This is a genomic window from Streptomyces sp. DSM 42067 (assembly GCF_055792885.1).
On sequence record NZ_CM147706.1, the window covers coordinates 6,780,740 to 6,799,634 of the forward strand.

General features: G+C 70.5%; 17 protein-coding genes. 8 read left to right on the top strand and 9 right to left on the bottom strand.

Features of this window, described 5'->3' with window-relative positions:
• Window positions 1-12 precede the first annotated feature (12 nt).
• The 6 genes from ACSMXV_RS30740 to ACSMXV_RS30765 all read right to left on the bottom strand — a co-directional run bounded on the left by ACSMXV_RS30740 (window position 13) and on the right by ACSMXV_RS30765 (window position 6,163).
• The gene (locus tag ACSMXV_RS30740) at window positions 13-423 is read right to left on the bottom strand and encodes a putative leader peptide (protein WP_473174398.1); all 411 of its coding nucleotides are present in this window, start codon (window positions 421-423) and stop codon (window positions 13-15) included.
• Between the two features lie 230 nt (window positions 424-653).
• Entirely contained in the window at window positions 654-2,249 is a 1,596-nt protein-coding gene (locus tag ACSMXV_RS30745; protein ID WP_473174399.1) for an FAD-dependent monooxygenase, read from the bottom strand.
• Between the two features lie 234 nt (window positions 2,250-2,483).
• Complete coding sequence (locus ACSMXV_RS30750; RefSeq protein WP_473174400.1) at window positions 2,484-3,554, bottom strand: amino acid ABC transporter permease; 1,071 nt, start codon at window positions 3,552-3,554, stop codon at window positions 2,484-2,486.
• The gene (locus ACSMXV_RS30755) at window positions 3,551-4,198 is read right to left on the bottom strand and encodes an amino acid ABC transporter permease (protein ID WP_181662222.1); all 648 of its coding nucleotides are present in this window, start codon (window positions 4,196-4,198) and stop codon (window positions 3,551-3,553) included. The genes ACSMXV_RS30750 and ACSMXV_RS30755 overlap by 4 nt, the downstream gene beginning before the upstream one ends.
• Before the next feature lie 215 nt (window positions 4,199-4,413).
• A complete protein-coding gene (locus ACSMXV_RS30760) occupies window positions 4,414-5,331 on the bottom strand; it encodes a glutamate ABC transporter substrate-binding protein (protein ID WP_473174401.1) in 918 nt (305 codons plus the stop codon).
• A gap of 55 nt (window positions 5,332-5,386) precedes the next feature.
• The gene (locus tag ACSMXV_RS30765) at window positions 5,387-6,163 is read right to left on the bottom strand and encodes an amino acid ABC transporter ATP-binding protein (protein WP_181662220.1); all 777 of its coding nucleotides are present in this window, start codon (window positions 6,161-6,163) and stop codon (window positions 5,387-5,389) included.
• A gap of 274 nt (window positions 6,164-6,437) precedes the next feature.
• Between ACSMXV_RS30765 and ACSMXV_RS30770 the strand changes: the two genes are divergently transcribed.
• Both ACSMXV_RS30770 and ACSMXV_RS30775 read left to right on the top strand, forming a co-directional pair.
• A complete protein-coding gene (locus tag ACSMXV_RS30770) occupies window positions 6,438-7,127 on the top strand; it encodes a response regulator transcription factor (protein ID WP_473174402.1) in 690 nt (229 codons plus the stop codon).
• Window positions 7,128-7,136: 9 nt separating this feature from the next.
• On the top strand, window positions 7,137-8,546 hold the full coding sequence (locus ACSMXV_RS30775) for a sensor histidine kinase (RefSeq protein WP_473174403.1): 1,410 nt from the start codon (window positions 7,137-7,139) through the stop codon (window positions 8,544-8,546).
• A gap of 459 nt (window positions 8,547-9,005) precedes the next feature.
• Here the strand turns inward: ACSMXV_RS30775 and ACSMXV_RS30780 are convergent, their stop codons facing one another.
• Window positions 9,006-10,001, bottom strand: coding sequence for a TAXI family TRAP transporter solute-binding subunit (locus ACSMXV_RS30780; RefSeq protein WP_473174404.1), 996 nt, complete (start codon window positions 9,999-10,001; stop codon window positions 9,006-9,008).
• Between the two features lie 633 nt (window positions 10,002-10,634).
• Between ACSMXV_RS30780 and miaB the strand changes: the two genes are divergently transcribed.
• The gene (gene miaB / locus ACSMXV_RS30785) at window positions 10,635-12,158 is read left to right on the top strand and encodes a tRNA (N6-isopentenyl adenosine(37)-C2)-methylthiotransferase MiaB (protein ID WP_473174405.1); all 1,524 of its coding nucleotides are present in this window, start codon (window positions 10,635-10,637) and stop codon (window positions 12,156-12,158) included.
• Between the two features lie 14 nt (window positions 12,159-12,172).
• Window positions 12,173-12,886 carry a class III extradiol dioxygenase subunit B-like domain-containing protein gene (locus tag ACSMXV_RS30790; RefSeq protein WP_473174406.1) on the top strand — a complete coding sequence of 238 codons (714 nt, stop codon included), beginning with the start codon at window positions 12,173-12,175 and terminating at the stop codon, window positions 12,884-12,886.
• A gap of 208 nt (window positions 12,887-13,094) precedes the next feature.
• Here the strand turns inward: ACSMXV_RS30790 and ACSMXV_RS30795 are convergent, their stop codons facing one another.
• Window positions 13,095-13,409 (bottom strand): antitoxin, encoded by a 315-nt coding sequence (locus ACSMXV_RS30795; protein ID WP_473174407.1) that lies wholly within the window; start codon window positions 13,407-13,409, stop codon window positions 13,095-13,097.
• Between the two features lie 24 nt (window positions 13,410-13,433).
• Window positions 13,434-13,700 carry a hypothetical protein gene (locus ACSMXV_RS30800; protein ID WP_473174408.1) on the bottom strand — a complete coding sequence of 89 codons (267 nt, stop codon included), beginning with the start codon at window positions 13,698-13,700 and terminating at the stop codon, window positions 13,434-13,436.
• A 182-nt stretch (window positions 13,701-13,882) separates the two neighbouring features.
• Between ACSMXV_RS30800 and miaA the strand changes: the two genes are divergently transcribed.
• The 4 genes from miaA (at window position 13,883) to ACSMXV_RS30820 (ending at window position 18,844) form a co-directional block, all read left to right on the top strand.
• A complete protein-coding gene (gene miaA / locus ACSMXV_RS30805; RefSeq protein ID WP_473174409.1) occupies window positions 13,883-14,821 on the top strand; it encodes a tRNA (adenosine(37)-N6)-dimethylallyltransferase MiaA in 939 nt (312 codons plus the stop codon).
• A 107-nt stretch (window positions 14,822-14,928) separates the two neighbouring features.
• Window positions 14,929-15,459: a hypothetical protein gene (locus ACSMXV_RS30810; protein WP_473174410.1), complete on the top strand. Its 531-nt coding sequence runs from the start codon at window positions 14,929-14,931 to the stop codon at window positions 15,457-15,459.
• Between the two features lie 87 nt (window positions 15,460-15,546).
• On the top strand, window positions 15,547-16,455 hold the full coding sequence (dapF, locus tag ACSMXV_RS30815) for a diaminopimelate epimerase (RefSeq protein ID WP_473174411.1): 909 nt from the start codon (window positions 15,547-15,549) through the stop codon (window positions 16,453-16,455).
• Window positions 16,456-16,633: 178 nt separating this feature from the next.
• Window positions 16,634-18,844: a RelA/SpoT family protein gene (locus tag ACSMXV_RS30820; RefSeq protein ID WP_473174412.1), complete on the top strand. Its 2,211-nt coding sequence runs from the start codon at window positions 16,634-16,636 to the stop codon at window positions 18,842-18,844.
• The last annotated feature ends 51 nt before the right edge of the window (window positions 18,845-18,895 follow it).

Sequence of the window (18,895 nt, forward strand, 5' to 3'; positions counted from 1 at the left end):
GTGGGGGCGAATTCAGCAGGACGGACGACACATGCAGCCCGCATAGCGGACGAGGTCCATATGGACCCTCCGCCACAGGCGCACATCGGTGTCGGTCACGTTCCGGAGTAGACCATGACGGAGGGGAGCGGTCAACTCAACGTCACTATGTGGACGCGCAGTGACGGCGAGTTGAGCGCCAACCGACGGCAGCCTCGCCGGCGCGGGCCCGCAGCGGCCTCGGCGACGCAGGCCAGCCACGGCCTCGCGGGCGTGGCTGCCTACCGCCGCCTGGCCACCGCGCACCGGCCATCGCTTCGCCAGCGCCGACCGGCAGCGGCTTGCCGGGCGCGGCCGGCCATCGCTTCGCCGACGTGCGCCGACCATCGCTTCGCCAGCGTCGGCCAGCGGCAGCCTCGCCAGTACGGGCGGCCACCGCCTCATCGGCGCGAGCCGGCCACCGCCTCGCCAGCATTGGGACGCCAGGCCTCGCTGGTGCGGGCGGGCCACGGCCTCGTCAGTGCGCGCCGACCCCACCTTGCCAGCTACTCGCCAGCGTCGGCCAGCGGCAGCCTCGCCACCGTCGACCGGCCCCCCGCCTCGCCAGCCCGCGCCCCCCAACCTCTCGCCGGCGGGCGCCGCCCCGCCAATCAGCGCACACCCGCCCCGCCCTATCAGCGCGGGCCGGCCGCCGCCCCGTTGGTCTCAGCCTTAGCGGACCCGCCCAAGGCCGCCTCGGCTGCCGTATACAGCTCCGCAGGCCGCACCCCGCCCAGTGCCGTGACCAGGTGTCCGTCGGGGCGGATCAGCAGGACGGTGTGGGGGGACGCGCCCGGGTAGCTTTCGGCGACCAGGAGTTCCGCCGGGTGGGGCAGTGCCGTGACCGCGGCGGCGAGGCGCGGCATGATTCCGGCCGTCATCCAGTGCCGCCGCTCCCACACGCCCGTGCCGGGTGCGACCAGCAGGACGAGGAGCCGGTTGTGGCCGAGCCGCTCTCGCAGCCGTACGAAGGAGCCGTCTTCCCCGGTGGCGCGTACGTCGGTCACGGGCGTGCCGGGAGCCGTGTCCACCGTCACTTCCGCCTCGGAGGGCGCGGGCGCCAGTGGCGAGGCCGCATACGATCCGGGCGCGCCCAGCGGGCCACGGCCCAGGTGACCGTCCGTGAGCAGTATGTCGTGGCCGCGCGCCGTCCCCGGCAGATGGGCGCGCAGGCCTCCGCCGCCGCGCAGTATCGGCAGCGACTGGTCGGCGGCGCGCAGCCGGGCGGCGACGACGGCGCGCCGCTCGGTCTGGTAGCTGTTCAGGAGCGCCTCGTGGGGCCCGTGGTGCCAGGCCAGCGCCAGCTTCCAGGCCAGGTTGTCCGCATCCCGCAGCCCCTCGTCCACGCCCTGCGTACCGAGCGCACCGAGCAGATGTGCGGCGTCCCCGGCGAGGAAGACGCGGCCGTTCCGCCACCGCCGCGCGAGGCGGTGGTGCACGGTGTGGACGCCGGTGTCGAGCAGTTCGTATGCCGGAGTGGTGCCGTCGTGCCAGCCCGCGAGGGTCTCCCGGATGCGTGCCACGAGGGACTCGGGCGTGACCAGCTCGTTGCCCTGGGGGAGCAGCCAGTCCAGGCGCCAGGCGCCGTCGGCGAGGGGCCGGGCGGTCACCTCGCTGCCCGCGAGCCGCCACGGCGGCATCCGGTGCAGCAACGCCTCACCGGGCCACGGGAGTTCCGTACGCAGCGCCGCGACCGCATGCCGCTCGACGGCCGTGCGTCCGGCGAAGCGGATGTCGACGAGCTTGCGCACCGTCGACCGCGGCCCGTCGCAGCCGACCAGATAACTCCCGCGCCACCAGGTGCCTTTGGGCCCCCTGGTGTGCGCCGTCACGCCCGCCGTCTCCTGCTCGAGGGAGTCGAGCCGGTTCTCCACCGCCACCTTGACGAGCGGCTCCCGGGCGATGGCGGCGCGCAGGGACGAGGTCAGCACATGCTGTGCCAGATGCAGCGGGGCGGGATCCTCGGCACCGAAGGTGATCTGCCGCATCACCTGCTTGCGCCGCAGTGACCGCCATCCGGACCAGCGGGCGCCGTTGTCCGCGAACGAGACCCCGGCAAGCCGCTCCACGAGATCGGCGATGTCCTCACGTAGAACGACCGTCCGCGCGGCCCTCGGCTCGTCCTTGCCGGGCCCTTCGTCGAGTACGACGGTGGGGACCTCGTGACGCGCGAGGGCCAGAGCGAGCGTCAGCCCGACGGGTCCCGCCCCGACGACGATCACCGGGTCCACGGCGCGGCGCCCCCTGCCCCGGGAGCCTGGCGGGAAGCCCTGGGCATCGTAAGAAAACTGGCAGTTGGAGCGGGGTGCGCGGTCACAGAACGTATGCAACCCATTGCCGGTGCTTGCGTCAAGTGACGGAGGCAGTGGCGATCACGCCACTGCCTCCGTTTGCTCACGACTCGTCAGGTCCTGTGCCGAGCCGCTCGGTTTTGATGTGTTCGATGTGTTCCGATGCCGAGCGGATCACTTGTTGCCGAGGTCCGGCCCACCGGGCCCACCTGGAGAATCCGGCCCGTCGGACTCATCGCCGTCTCGCGGGTCCGCCTGACCGCCGGCAGCGGAACCAGCGACCTCGTCGGCCGGCGCGACCGGCACACCGGGGGCCTCCGGAGCGGCGGCCACCGGGCCCAAGGGGCCTTCCGATGCGTCAAGCACGCCGGGCGCCTCCGCCGGCTCGGCGGCCGCGGCCACCGCGATACCGGTCTTGGCACGCCGCCCGCGCCGCTCGATCCAGGTCGCAAGCGAGGACAGGGCGAGGCACAGCAGGATGTAGATGGCACCGACGACGATGACGACCGCGGTGATCGGGTTGTCGCCGTTGACGATGATGTTGTTCGCCATCATCCGGGCCGCGTAGAGCAGCTCCGCGTACGTGATGATGTAGCCGAGAGAGGTGTCCTTCAGGGTCACCACCAGCTGGCTGATCATCGTCGGGAGCATCGACCGGACGGCCTGGGGCACCAGGAGCATGGTCATCACCTGGGTCTTGCGCAGACCCAGGGCGTACGCGGCCTCGACCTGTCCGCGGGGGACGGCGTTGATACCGGCCCTCAGGACCTCCGCCTGCACACAGCCGTTGTAGACCGTGAGACCGATGACGAGAGCCCAGAAGGCGGTGTTCTCACCGACGACGCCGAGGTCGTCCTTGTAGCTGAGGAAGACCACCCACAGGGCGTAGATCGTGATCAGCAGCGGGACGGCACGGAAGAGCTCGATGAAGCCGGTCGCCAGCCAGCTGACCGGCTTGTGGTCGGAGAGCCGGGCGACGGCCAGCAGCAGGCCGAGCACCAGCGACAGCACACCGGCGAGCGCGAAGACCTTCAGCGTGCTCAGCACACCGTCGCGGATGTTCGCCCGCACGCCGGCGTTGTTGAAGATGTTCCACACCTCGGGCTCGAGCACGCCCTTGACGTTCAGCCGGTAGATCGCGAAGACGATCAGGCCGAGAACGGCCGCCGAACCGACGACGGTGAAGACGATGTTGCGGACGCGGGCCTTGGGGCCCGGGGCGTCGTACAGGACGCTCGAACTCATCGTGCGACCCCCATGCGCCGCTCGAGCAGCCGGAAGAGACCGCTGATGGTGAAGGTGATGACCAGGTAGCCGATGGCCACCCAGAGGAAGATCCAGGCGATGGCGAAGCCCTTGTCGCTGAGCAGCTTCTGCACCCCGAACAGCTCGGTGACGCTGAACGCGCCCGCGATCGCCGAGTTCTTGGTGAGTGCGATGAAGATCGAGCTGAGCGGTGGGATCACGGTGCGGGTGGCCTGCGGCAGGACGATCAGCCGCAGCGTCTGGAAGAAGGTCATGCCGATGGACCGGGCGGCCTCGGCCTGGCCGAGCGGCACCGTGTTGATGCCGGAGCGGACGGCCTCACAGACGAAGGCCGAGGTGTAGAAGCCGAGCGCCAGCAGCGCCTTGGTCCACGGGTTGAGGCCCGGGGCGAAGATCACCGGGACGACGAACCAGGCGACCAGGAAGAGCAGGGTCAGCGGGGTGTTGCGGAACAGCGTGACCCAGGCGGTGCCGAAGAACCGGAGCGGGGCGATGGGCGAGACCCGGAAACCGGCTATGACGACACCCAGCACCATCGCGAGGAGTCCGCTGGCCAGGGTCAGCAGGACGGTGCCTATGAACCCCTCGCGGAACTCCGGGAGATGGTCGAGCAGTACGTTCACGGGATAGTCCTCGTGGGCGGCAGCGGACGGGCAGAGGGGACCGCGCCCCGTACACACCGGCGGTGGTGCGTACGGGACGGGCGGTTCACTGCCGAAGGATCAGACAGTGCGCGAGGTGGGGGCACCTCCCAGGCCCCTGAGGCACTGGGGAGGCCGCGGGCTTGTCGGCCCGCGGCCCACTCCGTGGCGGCCCCGGGGGCTGTCAGGCCCGCGGATCAGTAGCGCTCGATGGCCGGCGGCTCGGTGTACTCGGAGCCGGACAGGCCGAGCGTCGCGTCGTAGGCCTTCTTGTAGTCGCCGTTCTCCTGGTGCGCCTCGAGCGCGTCGTTGACCGCGTCGCGCAGGGCCTTGTCGTCCTTGGCCATGCCGACGCCGTAGGGCTCCTCGGTGAACGGCTTGCCGACGACCTTCAGCTTCTCGGGGCGCTGGGCGGCGTAGCCCTTGAGGATCGCGTCGTCCGTGGTGACCGCGTCGACCTCGTTGTTGAGCAGCTGCTGGACGCACTCGGAGTACTTGGCGAGCTCGACGGTCTCGGCGCCGTACTTCGGCTTCTTGATCTCCTGCAGCGGCGTCGAGCCGACGATCGAGCAGACCTTCTTGCCCTTGAGGGAGTCCGGGCCCGTGATCGCCGTGTCGTCCTTGCGGACGAGCAGGTCGGCGCCGGCCAGGAAGTACGGGCCCGCGAAGCCGACCTGCTTCTTGCGCTCGTCGTTGATGGTGTACGTGCCGACGTAGAGGTCGACGTCGCCCTTGGAGATGGTGGTCTCGCGGACACCGGAGTCGACCGTCTTGAACTCGATCTGGTCGGCCGAGAAGCCGAGGTCGGCCGCGACCATCTTGGCGATCTCGATGTCGAAGCCCGAGCGCGTGCCGTCGGTGTCCTCGAAGCCGAGGAACGGCTGGTCGTTCTTGGCACCGAAGACGATCTTGCCCGCCTTCTGGGCGCGCTCGAGGGTCGGCGAGTCGATCTTCACGTCCTTGGCCACGGTGTATGTGGGGAGCTTCGGCGCGTCCGAGCCGGTGGCCGGGTTACTCGGCTTGTCACCCGCCGTACCGGACTCGCCGCCGCAGGCGGTGGCGGTGAGCGCGAGGACGGCGATGGCCGCGACGGCGGCGGACTTGCGGAGCTTCATGGTGAACATCCTTTGAGTCGGCAGATGAAAAGGGACGCGGGGGGTCGGCCGTGCGTCAGTGGTGCAGGATCTTCGACAGGAAGTCCTTGGCCCGGTCACTGCGCGGGTTGCTGAAGAACTGGTCCGGGGTGGCCTGTTCGACGATCTTTCCGTCGGCCATGAAGACCACGCGGTTGGCCGCGGACCGGGCGAAGCCCATCTCGTGGGTGACGACGACCATCGTCATCCCGTCCCGGGCGAGCTGCTGCATGACCTCGAGCACCTCATTGATCATCTCCGGGTCGAGCGCCGAGGTCGGCTCGTCGAAGAGCATGACCTTCGGGTCCATCGCCAGCGCCCGCGCGATCGCGACGCGCTGCTGCTGGCCACCGGAGAGCTGCGCGGGGTACTTGTCGGCCTGGGTGCCCACGCCGACGCGGTCGAGCAGGGCGCGCGCCTTCTCCTCGGCGGCCTTCTTGTCGGCCTTGCGTACCTTGACCTGGCCCAGCATCACGTTCTCGAGGACCGTCTTGTGCGCGAAGAGATTGAAGGACTGGAAGACCATGCCGACGTCGGCCCGCAGCCTCGCGAGCTCCCTGCCCTCCTGGGGCAGCGGCCGTCCGTCGATCGCTATGTCACCCGAGTCGATCGTCTCCAGGCGGTTGATGGTGCGGCACAGGGTCGACTTTCCGGATCCGGAGGGCCCGATCACGACGACGACCTCGCCACGGGCGACGGTCAGGTCGATGTCCTGGAGCACATGCAGCGCGCCGAAGTGCTTGTTCACGTTCTTCAGCACGACCAGTCCGTCGGCCGCCGGTGCGGCGTCCTTGGCCACCGATACTTCGGTCATCGGCTTCTTGCTCCGTCCTCCTCGGTTGGGAGGACAGTAATAACGACGTAAAGCCAGCGCATTACATCTGAGGGGAAATTGAGGATAACGATCCGGTAGCGAGCCGATACTGTGCGTGCAAACGCTCCACGCGCGCGTACCGGCTGGATAACAGAACCCGCCGGTGGCCCGATCCAGCTTGACGGGATCCTTAGCGATCCGAATGGATGCATAGGTACGCACCCGCGCGTGTAGAGGCCGTGACCGAACAACTGGTGAACCGGAGGGGGCCGGTATGAGACTGCTGCTCGTCGAGGACGACAACCATGTCGCCGCGGCCCTGTCGGCGGTCCTGACCAGGCACGGCTTCCAGGTGGTGCATGCGCGCAGCGGCGAGGAGGCCCTCCGCGCCCTGCTGCCTGCGGCCGCCGAGCCCTTCGGTGTCGTCCTCCTCGACCTCGGCCTTCCCGACCAGGACGGCTACGAGGTGTGCGGCAGGATCCGCAAGCTGACCAGCACGCCGGTGATCATGGTCACGGCGCGCGCGGACGTGCGGTCGCGCATACACGGCCTCAACCTCGGCGCCGACGACTACGTGGTGAAGCCGTACGACACCGGGGAACTGCTCGCCCGTATCCACGCGGTCAGTCGGCGCACCCTGCCCGGCGACGGCACGGCACCGGCAGAGACGGAACTGAGGCTCGGGCCCGTGCACATCGAGCTGCCCACCCGCCGGGTCAGCGTGGGCGGTGCCGTCGTGCAGCTGACCCGCAAGGAGTTCGACCTGCTGGCGCTGCTGGCGCAGCGGCCGGGAGTCGTCTTCCGCCGGGAGCAGATCATCAGCGAGGTGTGGCGCACCAGTTGGGAAGGGACAGGCCGCACGCTGGAGGTGCATGTGGCCTCGCTCCGCTCCAAGCTGCAGATGCCGGCCCTCATCGAGACCGTGCGCGGCGTGGGCTACCGGCTCGTCGCCCCGGCGTCGTAGCGGGTCCGGGTGCGAACTCGTCTTCTCCCGCTGCTCATCGTCCTCATGGCGGGCGTACTGCTGGCGCTCGGGTTTCCGCTCGCGGTGAGTGTGGCGGCCGCGCAGCAGCAGAAAGTGGTGGTCGACCGGATCGACGACACGGCGCGCTTCGCCGCACTCGCCACGTTCGTCACGGACAGCCCCAGCGGCTCGCGGTGGATGGTCAGGGACGAACGGCAGGACACCCTCCAGAAGGAACTGGAGCGCTACTGGGAGGTGTACGGGATCAAGGCGGGCGTGTTCTACCGCGACCGTACCCCCATGGCGAATGCCCCGGACGGATGGTCCGTGCCCGAGGTCGGCGATGTGCGCGAGGCGTTCGACGAGGCGCTGCTGTCCCGGCCCGACCACGACCCCAAGCAGGTGTGGCCCTGGCAGGACGGCCGTCTCGTCGTCGCCTCGCCGGTCATCCGGGACGGTGACGTCGTCGCCGTCGTCGTCACCGACTCGCCCACCGACAAGATGCGTTCGGAGACCCTGCGCGGCTGGTTGCCGATCGCCCTGGGGGAAGCCGCCGCGATGCTTCTGGCCGTGGGCGCGGCGCTACGGCTCACCGGCTGGGTGCTGCACCCGGTACGCATCCTGGACGCCACCACGCACGACATCGCGACCGGCAGTCTCAAGTCCCGCGTGGCCGTGGCCGGCGGGCCGCCGGAACTGAGGCGGCTGGCCCGGTCGTTCAACGAGATGGCCGACAACGTCGAGGACGTGCTCGAGCAGCAGCGCGCCTTCGTCGCCGACGCGTCCCACCAGCTGCGCAACCCCCTGTCCGCGCTGCTGCTGCGCATCGAGCTGCTCGCCCTCGAACTGCCCGAGGACAACGAGGAGATCGCCTCGGTCCGCACCGAGGGCAAGCGCCTCGCTCAGGTCCTCGACGGCCTGCTCGACCTGGCGCTGGCCGAGCACGCCCCGGCCGATCTGCGGCTCACCGACATCGGCGCGCTGGCCGCGGAGCGCGTCGAGGCCTGGCGGCCCGTCGCCGACGAGAAGGGCGTACGGCTGCGCGAGGAGTGCCCCGCCGTCACGGCATGGGCCGATCCGGTCGCGCTGTCCAGCGCCCTCGACGCGGTGATCGACAACGCCCTCAAGTTCACGCCCGAGGGCGAGCAGGTCACCGTCACGGTCTCCTCGAACGGGCAGAAGTCGACCATCGTGATAGCGGACCGCGGGCCCGGCCTCACCGAGGAGGAACTGACCCGCATCGGCGACCGCTTCTGGCGCAGCGGCCGCCACCAGAACGTCAACGGCTCGGGCCTCGGCCTCTCCATCTCCCGCGCCCTCCTCGCCGCGGGCGGCGGCACCATCGCCTACGCCCACCATGAACCGCACGGGTTGCGGGTGACGGTCACGGTGCCGCGGTCGGCGCCGCGTGAGGCTTGAGGGGCCTCGCAGCCTCAGGCCGTTGCGTCGATCGGGGCCGATGGCCCGCGCGTCGGCCGGTGTCCGGGAGGCGTGGAGGCCTCCGCCTGGGGCCTGGGGCCTGTGGCGCGGCCGCCGGGGTCTGCGGCGCGAGACTGGCACCGGTGTTGATCGGGGCGAGATCGGCCTTGGGACCTTCGGCTCGCGCCTGACATTGCCGGCCCCGGCGGGCCTGTGGCAGCTGGGGAGTTGCGTGCCGGCGGCGGCCGGGGCTTCGCGTCTTGCTGGAGGAGCCGTTCTGGCCGTCTGTGGGGCAACCCTGGCCCTGCTGGCTCGCCCGTGGCGGTCCTGTGTGCGAAGCGTTCTGGTCCTCGCGCCCTGCCGGCGAGCCCGGTGCTACCGGCCCCGGTGGTGCAAGTCGTCCTGCGGGCCGAGCCCGGTGCCGCGGCCTCTCGCAGGGTGTGAAGGCCCAGCTGTGGGCTACGGCTTGACCGACCGGTAGTAGCGCCGGGCGCCCTCGTGGAGTTCGAGTGGGTCTGTGTACAAGGCCGTTCGCAGATCCACCAGCTGGGCCGCGTGTACCTCGCGGCCGATGCGGTCGCGGCTGTCTATCACCGTACGAGTCAGGCCCTCGGTCAGCTGGGGGTCCGTGCGGTCCGTCGTGACCAGCAGGTTGGCCACGGCCAGGGTCGACACGGCGGTGCCGTGCTGGGCCTCGGGATAGGCGTCGGCGGGCATCACGGAGGCCCGGTAGTAGCGGGAGACACCACCCAGCCGGTGCAGCTCGTCGACGAGGTCCCCGAGCTCCACGAAGCGGATCTCGAAGCGCTCGGACAGTTCCTTCACGGCCGTCGTCGGCAGGCCCCCGGACCAGAAGAAGGCGTCGATCTCGCCCCTTTCCAGCGCCTTGGGCATCGTGTTGATCCCGATACCGCGCGGCTCGATGTCCTTGTCGGCGTCGAGGCCCGCGGCCTCGAGGACCCGGTTTGCGATCAGCCGTACGCCCGAGCCGGTCTGGCCTATGGCCACCCGCTTGTTCCGCAGGTCCTTGACGGAGTGCACGTCCGATGACCGCGGGACCACGAGCTGGACGTAGTCGTCGTAGAGCCGGGCACAGCCGCGAAGTCGCGCGGCGCCCGGCTTGCCCGCCTGCTGGTACGCCTTGACCGCGTCGGCGGCCGCGACGGTGAAGTCCGCTTCGCCCGTCGCCACCCGCTGCAGGTTCTCCTGCGAACCCTCACTGCTCCGCAGCGTCACGCTCAGCTTCGGGAGGTCACGGGCGAGAGCCTGCTCGAGGAGCTCTCCGTACCGCTCGTAGACCCCGGACTTCACGCCCGTACTGAAGGTCACACGGCCGCCCGGTGAGTCCTCGTCCAGCGGCAGCAGCCACCACAGCAGGAGTCCGAAGGACACGAAGGCCGCGGCTGCGCCCAGCAGCGCGCGGCGCCTGCCGAAGTTCGGGAGTGGCTGGAACATGCGAGCGATCCTGCCAGGTCACGCGCGGTGATGGCCAGAACGGGGGCGGTGACGGCCAGGACGGGGGCATGACGGCCTTCCCTGCCGTTTTCGGTGACGGCCTTCCACGCGCACGTAAATACCGTGGCGAGCGTCAGCGCGCGCTGTCCGTTGCGCCGGCTACTCCGGCTCGCCGTCCTCCACTTCGTAGACCTTGGTCCAGGTGGCCCCGCAGCGGCAGCGGGAGTGCTCGACGAGCAGGCCGTCCTCCGACACACCCATGCCTTGCGAGAGGCGCACGTGAACATGCTCGCTCATGAGGAGCCGCTTTCTGTCGACGAAGAATTGCCCCTCATCGTTCTCATATGCCGCTGGTGTCCGCAATGATCCAGGCCACAGCCGGGATCACGCGGTCGGTCCGCATGGCCGTCATGGCCGTCCTGTGGCCTCAGCCCCTTCCGCCATCCATGATCTTCCAGATCAGCCCAACCAGCGTGGCCACGTGGCGTGCAGGTGCCGAATGACGGCGAGAGGCCGCCTCCTCCGCCCCTCTCCTTCTGGTTCCGGACTCCGTCGAGGCCCTTCCGGGTCCGGCCGGAGCCCTTCACGACTCCGGCGTCCGGGGACGCCCCTGTCACCGCCTACCCTTGTTGCATGAGCAGCAGCGACCGGAGCCAGGCAGTGGACGTGCAGCACAGGCAGACCTACGAGATCCGCACCTATGGGTGCCAGATGAACGTCCACGACTCCGAGCGGTTGTCCGGGCTGCTCGAAGAGGCCGGTTACGTGCGCGCGCCCGAGGGATCGGACGGGGACGCGGACGTCGTCGTCTTCAACACCTGCGCCGTTCGTGAGAACGCCGACAACCGGCTGTACGGCAACCTCGGCCGGCTCGCGCCGAAGAAGGCCTCGCGCCCCGGTATGCAGATCGCGGTCGGCGGCTGCCTCGCGCAGAAGGACCGCGACACCATCGTCAAGAAGGCGCCCTGGGTGGACGTCGTCTTCGGCACGCACAACATCGGCAAGCTGCCGGTACTGCTGGAGCGCGCCCGCATCCAGGAAGAGGCGCAGGTCGAGATCGCCGAGTCGCTGGAGGCGTTCCCGTCGACGCTGCCGACCCGCCGCGAGAGCGCGTACGCCGCGTGGGTCTCCATCTCCGTCGGCTGCAACAACACCTGCACCTTCTGTATCGTCCCGGCGCTGCGCGGCAAGGAGAAGGACCGCCGGCCTGGCGACATCCTCGCCGAGGTCGAGGCCCTGGTCGCCGAGGGCGTCTCGGAGATCACGCTGCTCGGCCAGAACGTCAACGCCTACGGCTCCGACATAGGCGACCGCGAGGCCTTCAGCAAGCTCCTCCGCGCCTGCGGGACGATCGAGGGCCTGGAGCGCGTCCGCTTCACCTCCCCGCACCCGCGCGACTTCACCGACGACGTGATCGCCGCGATGGCCGAGACGCCGAACGTCATGCCGCAGCTGCACATGCCGCTGCAGTCCGGCTCGGACACGGTCCTGAAGGCGATGCGCCGCTCGTACCGGCAGGAGCGCTACCTCGGCATCATCGAGAAGGTGCGCGCCGCCATCCCGCACGCGGCCATCACCACCGACATCATCGTGGGTTTCCCCGGCGAGACCGAGGAGGACTTCGAGCAGACCCTGCACGTCGTGCGGGAGGCGCGTTTCGCGCAGGCCTTCACCTTCCAGTACTCCAAGCGCCCCGGAACCCCGGCCGCGACCATGGACGACCAGATCCCGAAGGAGGTCGTGCAGGCGCGGTACGAGCGGCTGGTCGCCCTCCAGGAGGAGATCTCCTGGGAGGAGAACAAGAAGCAGGTCGGCCGCACGCTCGAGCTGATGGTCGCCGAGGGCGAGGGCCGCAAGGACGGCGCTACCCACCGCCTCTCGGGCCGTGCTGCCGACAACCGTCTGGTGCACTTCACCAAGCCCGACGAGGAGGTGCGCCCCGGTGACGTGGTCACGGTCGAGATCACGTACGCGGCGCCGCACCACCTGCTCGCCGAGGGCCAGGTGCTGAACGTGCGCCGCACGCGCGCGGGCGACGCCTGGGAGAAGCGCAACGCGGCCGAGGCGGCCAAGCCGGCGGGTGTGATGCTGGGGCTGCCGAAGGTGGGATTGCCGGAGCCGCTGCCGGCCGCCACGGGTGGCTGCTCCGCACACTGAGTAGTCTGCCGATCATGCTCGTTGCCGCCGCAGTCTGCCCCTGTCCCCCGATGCTCGTACCCGAGGTCGCCGCAGGCGCCGCTCCCGAGCTTGATGCCGCGCGCACCGCGTGTACGGACGCCCTCGGAGTGCTGGCCGCCGCACGGCCCGACCTGCTGGTCGTCGTGGGACCCGCCGAGGAGAGCGGACGCGGAGTGCATCCCGAAGGTGCGAGAGGTTCGTTCCGGGGCTTCGGCGTGGACGTCGACGTGTGCTTCGGACGGCCGGCGCGCGAACTCCCGGAGCGGGAGCTTCCGTACTCACTCGCGGTCGCGGCCTGGCTGCTGGAGCGAACGGGTTGGTCGAACGCGCCTGTCGAAGGCCTCGGCGTGGGGGAATCTCTTGCGCCGGAGCGGTGCATCGAGGTCGGACGGGAGATCGCGGTCCAGGCCGGTCGGGTCGCGCTGCTCGTCATGGGCGATGCCAGCGCCTGCCGCACGGTCAAGGCTCCCGGCTACCTCGACGAGCGGGCCGCCGGATTCGACGCGGCCGTCGCCCGTGCGCTCGGGACCGCGGACGTCGCGGCGCTCAAGGCGCTGGACCCGGAACTCGCGCACGAACTGAAGGCGGCGGGCCGCGCGCCCTGGCAGGTACTCGCGGGCGCGGCCGAGGGAGCCGACCTCGCCGGCCGCCTGCTCTATGAGGACGCGCCGTACGGAGTGGGGTACGTGGTGACGGCCTGGTCGTAGCCGCCGCTGCGGGCAGGCGCTCCGCAGCGCTGTGAGCAGGCTTTCCGCAGCGCGTTGGCGGTACCTCCCCATGGCCTCACGGCAATGGGGAGGGTGGGAACAACGCACCCACGATCAGCAGAGGACCGCGCACGAAAGACATACGGCGGACGGCCGTGGAGCCTCATCGCTCCACGGCCGTCCGCCGGTATGCCGCCGCTGCTGTGGTTCAGGAAGTCGGAGGGGGCGGCGAATCCTGGGGCGGCGGGGGCGGAGTGGCACCGCGGTCACCTTCCGCACTGCGGTCGGATTCCGCTGCCTTGGGCCCCGCTTCCCCCCTGTGCGCAAATCGGTCCAGGGCGTCCTTCGCTTTGTCCGTGCCTGTGTGGATCTTCTCGCTGTACTTGCCCTTGGTCGTGTCGTCGACCATTTTGGCAGCCTTGTCGAGACCCCTGTCGATCTTGTCCTCGTGCTGCTGCGCCAAGTCCGAAACCTTTTCCCTGGCCGGGGCGAGCTTGGTCTTCAACGTCTCCAGGATGCCCATGGATTCACCTTCCCTCGCGGAGAGCTATTTGCGGGCGCCCTCGCCGGCCTCGTTGTCGGCCGCTTCCTCCGCAGACTGCTGCTTGGGGATCTCCACGCTCTCCGCCGTGTTCTTCTCGGCGTCCGCCGCCGCTGTCGCCTCGGCCTCGGCTGTGGTCCCGGCCTCGGACGAGCCCTTCGTCTTCTCCGCTTCCGGTCCGGACGCGGTCGTCAACGATTCAGCCGACGCCTCGGCGGTTGACGCCTCCTCCTTGCCCTTTGACCTGCGGAGAAACCGTGCAAAAACGCCCATAACTACTCCATACCCTACTCGTGTGAGCGAAATCCCGCGCCGCCCGGTGCGTCTCATTGCGCCGCCCGGGGCACCGGTTCTCGAAAACCGGAGGCCGGAACCTCGCAACAGGCAACGACCCCGGACCTGCGGCGTCACGTAGCTCGTTCGGGCAAGGCCCGGGGGTTTGCGAGACTGGGGCGGTGAGAAGTGCAGCTCCCGCGCCGCGGGTCATCGCCGTTGTCGGGCCCACCGCGGCAGGAAAGTCGGATCTGGGTGTCCATCTCGCCCAGCGGCTCGGAGGGGAGGTCGTCAACGCCGACTCCATGCAGCTCTATCGGGGGATGGACATCGGCACCGCCAAGCTGACGACCGAGGAGCGCGGCGGTGTCCCGCACCATCTCCTGGACATCTGGGACGTCACCGAGACTGCGAGCGTCGCCGAGTACCAGCGACTCGCGCGCGCGGAGATCGACCGCCTGCTCGGCGAGGGTCGCACGCCCGTCCTCGTCGGCGGATCCGGGCTGTACGTCCGCGGGGCCGTCGACAACCTCGAGTTCCCCGGCACCGACCCCGCCGTACGGGCCGTGCTGGAGGAGGAGCTTGCGCTGCGCGGGTCCGGTGCGCTGCACGCGCGACTGGCCGCCACCGACCCCGAGGCCGCGCGGGCCATCCTGCCCAGCAATGGCCGCCGTATCGTGCGCGCCCTCGAGGTCATCGAGATCACCGGCAAGCCCTTCACCGCCAACCTCCCGGGCCACGACTCCGTTTATGACACCGTCCAGATCGGGGTCGACGTGCCGCGCGCCGAGCTCGACGAGCGCATCGCCACGCGCGTGGACCGTATGTGGGAGGCGGGCTTGGTCGACGAGGTGCGCGCGTTGGAGACGCAGGGCCTGCGCGAGGGCCGTACGGCCTCCCGTGCGCTCGGCTACCAGCAGGTGCTCGCGGCGCTCGCGGGGGAGTGCAGCGAGGACGAAGCGCGCGCCGAGACCGTGCGCGCCACCAAGCGCTTTGCGCGCCGCCAGGACTCGTGGTTCCGGCGCGACCCGCGCGTGCACTGGCTGAGCGGTGCCGCGGGGGATCTCGCGGAACTCCCGGAACGGGCCCTGGCATTGGTCGAACGACCGGTCACAGCCTGATCACGTGATGGCATCGGGACGCTCCGGCCGCCGTCCGGGCCCCTGACGCCGTGCCATCATCGACCATCGATCGACCAGAGAGTCCGAAGTTGGGAGGGCATGTGGCGATGGAGGCCGGCCCTCGCGACACCGCACACGCTGGGGAACACGACACCGCACACCGCGGCGGTCGTGTCGCCCACCCACGCGGCGGGCACGACACCGCGCAAGGCGAGGACCGACTGAGCTCCGACGGCCCTGACGAGACGGCGGACGGCGTGACCGCCGACGGCCCCGACGCGGACGCACTCGCTGCGGAGGCCGAGGTCGAGGTGGAGCTGCGCCCGCAGCGCCGGCTGCGGATCTGGCAGCTCGCCCCCATCGTGAGCCTCGCCGCGGTCGGCTCCCTGATGTTCGCCTTCCCGCTGGCCTTCGAGTTCGGCGACGGCGGAGCCGTCGTCGCCATGCTCGGCCTGCTGATCAGCTTCTGCGCCGCGGGCTGGGCCATGATGGCCGCGCGCCGCGTGGGTCATACGTGGCCGGGACTGCCCCAGCGAGGTTCCGGGCGCCGCCCGGACTGGCGGGTGATCACCGCATACGGCGTGGTGGTCGTGGCCGTCGTGGCCCTCGCCGTATGGCGCGTGGCCCGACTCCGCTGAGCCCATGGCGCGGTGTAGCCGAGACGGCACGGTCTCAGCCGGTGCCCGGCTCCCCGGACTGTCGGAGCGACCCCGTACGATCGAGGAATGAGCTCGCGGATCGCCTTCCTCAAGGGTCACGGGACCGAGAACGACTTCGTGATCGTTCCCGACCCGGAGAACGCCATCGACCTGTCCCCGGCCGCGGTCGCCACGCTGTGCGACCGCCGCGCGGGCGTCGGCGGCGACGGTCTGCTGCACGTCGTGCGTTCGGCCGCGCACCCCGAGGCCAGGGAGATGGCGGCGCAGGCGGAGTGGTTCATGGACTACCGCAACGGCGACGGCTCGATCGCCGAGATGTGCGGCAACGGTGTGCGTGTGTTCGCGCGCTATCTCCAGCGAGCCGGGTACGTGGGCGAAGGGGACCTGACGGTCGCCACGCGCGCGGGCGTGAAGAGCGTGCACATCGCGAAGGCTGCATCTCGTAGCGGCTCCGCGGCGGGGGATGTCACCGTCGGCATGGGCAAGGCGGTGCTCCCGGACGGCCCCGAGAGCGACGTCACGGTGAGCGTCGGCGAGCACAGCTGGCCCGCACGCAATGTGAACATGGGCAATCCGCACGCCGTCGCCTTCGTAGACGACCTGGACCAGGCGGGCGACCTGTTCACTCCACCGCCCTTCACCCCGGAATCCGCCTATCCGGACGGTGTGAACGTGGAGTTCGTCGTGGACCGCGGCCCCGGGCACGTGGCCATGCGGGTACACGAGCGCGGCGCCGGGGAGACCCGCTCGTGCGGCACGGGCGCGTGCGCCGTCGCCGTCGCCGCGGCCCGCAGGGACGGCGCCGACCCGGCGGCCACGGGAACCCCGGCGACATACGTCGTCGACGTGCCTGGCGGACGCCTGGTGATCACCGAGCGCGCCGACGGCGAGATCGAGATGACGGGACCGGCCGTGATCGTCGCGGAAGGCGAGATCGACGCCCAGTGGCTGGAGGAGCGCCTCCAATCGGCGTAACCCCGATCCTTCGCTCGAATGGGTGATCCGTTTCACGCTCGGCGAGAGCCGTTCAGCGGCGCGTGATGGGCTCGGTAGCATCAAGCACCGGCCCGGACGGGGGAACGATCCCCTCCCCTGGGGTGAACGCCCGGGGGTACCCCCTCCGCTACGCCGGTCGACGCAGCCGGAGGTGCCCATGAGTGCGGAGGCCGCAGACCACCCGACGCCGAGTGCTGTGACGCCCTCGGTGCAGCGCAGGCGCGGCCGCCCCAGGATCGACCTGCGCAGACTGGGCCGGGCCGCCCTGCTCGGACCCGCCGCCCGGGACCGGCTGCCCGACGCGATCGGACATGTGGTCGAGGCCCATCGCGCGCACTTTCCGGACGCGGACATCGAGCCTCTGCGCAAGGCGTACGTCCTTGCCGAGTCCTCGCACCGCGGACAGATGCGCAAGAGCGGCGAGCCGTACATCACGCACCCGCTCGCCGTGACACTGATCCTCGCCGAACTCGGCGCCGAGACCACGACCCTGACGGCTTCCCTCCTCCATGACACCGTCGAGGACACGGAGGTGACGCTCGATCAGGTCGGCGCGGAGTTCGGCGAAGAGGTGCGCTATCTGGTCGACGGAGTCACCAAGCTCGAGAAGGTCGACTACGGAGCGGCGGCCGAGCCCGAGACCTTCCGCAAGATGCTCGTCGCCACCGGCAGCGACGTCCGCGTCATGTCGATCAAGCTCGCCGACCGGCTCCACAACGTCCGCACACTCGGCGTCATGCGGCCCGAGAAACAGGCGCGGATCGCCAAGGTGACCCGGGACGTGCTCATTCCGCTCGCCGAGCGCCTCGGCGTGCAGGCCCTCAAGACAGAGCTCGAGGACCTGGTCTTCGCGATCCTCCACCCCGAGGAGTACGAGCAGACCCGCGAGCTCATCGCCGCCAATGCCGCCCGGGATGACGACCCCCTGGGGGACATCGCCGAGGAAGTGCGGTCCGTGCTGCGCGACGCGGGGATCGGCGCGGAGGTCCTCATCAGGCCGCGGCACTTCCTGTCCGTGCACCGGGTCCGGCGCAAACGCGGAGAGCTGCGCGGCGCGGACTTCGGCCGCCTGCTCGTCCTGGTGAACGAGGTCGCCGACTGCTACGGCGTGCTGGGCGAGCTGCACACGTGTTTGACGCCGGTCGTATCGGAGTTCAAGGACTTCATCGCCGTACCGAAGTTCAACCTGTACCAGTCGCTGCACACCGCGGTCGCCCTCCCTCAGGCACGTACGGACGCGCCCAGCGGCGGCCCCGCGGCCGTCGAGGTCGCCGAAGTCCTCATCCGTACGCACCAGATGCACAAGGTCGCCGAAGCCGGAGTCATCGCTCTCGGCAATCCCTATGCCCCGGCAGCCGAGGACGCGGCCGACGGGGAGCGCCCGGAGGGCGAGCGCGCCGACCCCACCCGGCCCGGCTGGCTGTCCCGTCTCCTCGAATGGCAGCAGGCGGCCCCCGACCCCGACACGTTCTGGTCCACGCTGCGCGAGGACCTCGCCCAAGACGGGGAGATCACCGTCTTCCGTCCCGACGGGGGCAGACTCGGCCTGCCCGCAGGTGCCAGCTGCGTGGACGCCGCGTACGCGCAGTACGGAGAGGACGCGCACGCCTGTATAGGGGCACGCGTCAACGGCCGCCTGGCGACGCTCAGTACGGTGCTGCGCGACGGCGACACGGTGCAGCTCCTCATGGGACAGGACCCGGGGTCTGGGCCGTCGAGGGAATGGCTCGACCACGCCCGCACGCCCGCCGCCCGGATCGCCATCAGCCGCTGGCTGGCCTCGCACCCGTCCGCCACCGGCGCACTTCCCGCGATGTCCACCGGACGGCTCCGGCCGGCGGCGGGGGCCACGAAGGCCCGGACGGCGGAACCCCGCCCGGCCGCCGACGCGACGCCCGCCGGGCGCCCCGCAGGGGCGAACGTGGTCGTCGACCAGGCGGGTACGACCGCGCGGCTCGCGGGCTGCTGCACCCCCGTACCACCGGACGCGGTGACCGCCTTCGCCGTGCGCGGCGGAGTCGTCACCGTGCACCGCGAGGAGTGCCCGGCCGTGGGGCGGATGAAGGACCTCGGGCGCACCGAGGTCGGAGTGCGCTGGGGAGACACGGCGGAGTGCCGGGTCACGCTGATCGCCGAATCCTTCGGGCGGCCGCATCTGCTGGCGGACCTCACCGAAGTCATCGCCCTGGAGGGCGCGGCGATCGTCTCGGCGACCGTGGAGCCGCCCAGCCAGCAGCGCGTACGCCACACCTACACGCTCCAACTTCCGGACGCCGCCCACCTGCCGGGCCTGATGCGCGCGATGCGTAACGTACCCGGCGTGTACGACGTGAGCCGCGCGCAGTACTCGGCGACGGCCACGACGTAGGCGCACGCGTTTCCGGAAGGCACCGTTCGGGTGGGCACGGCGCGCGCCGTC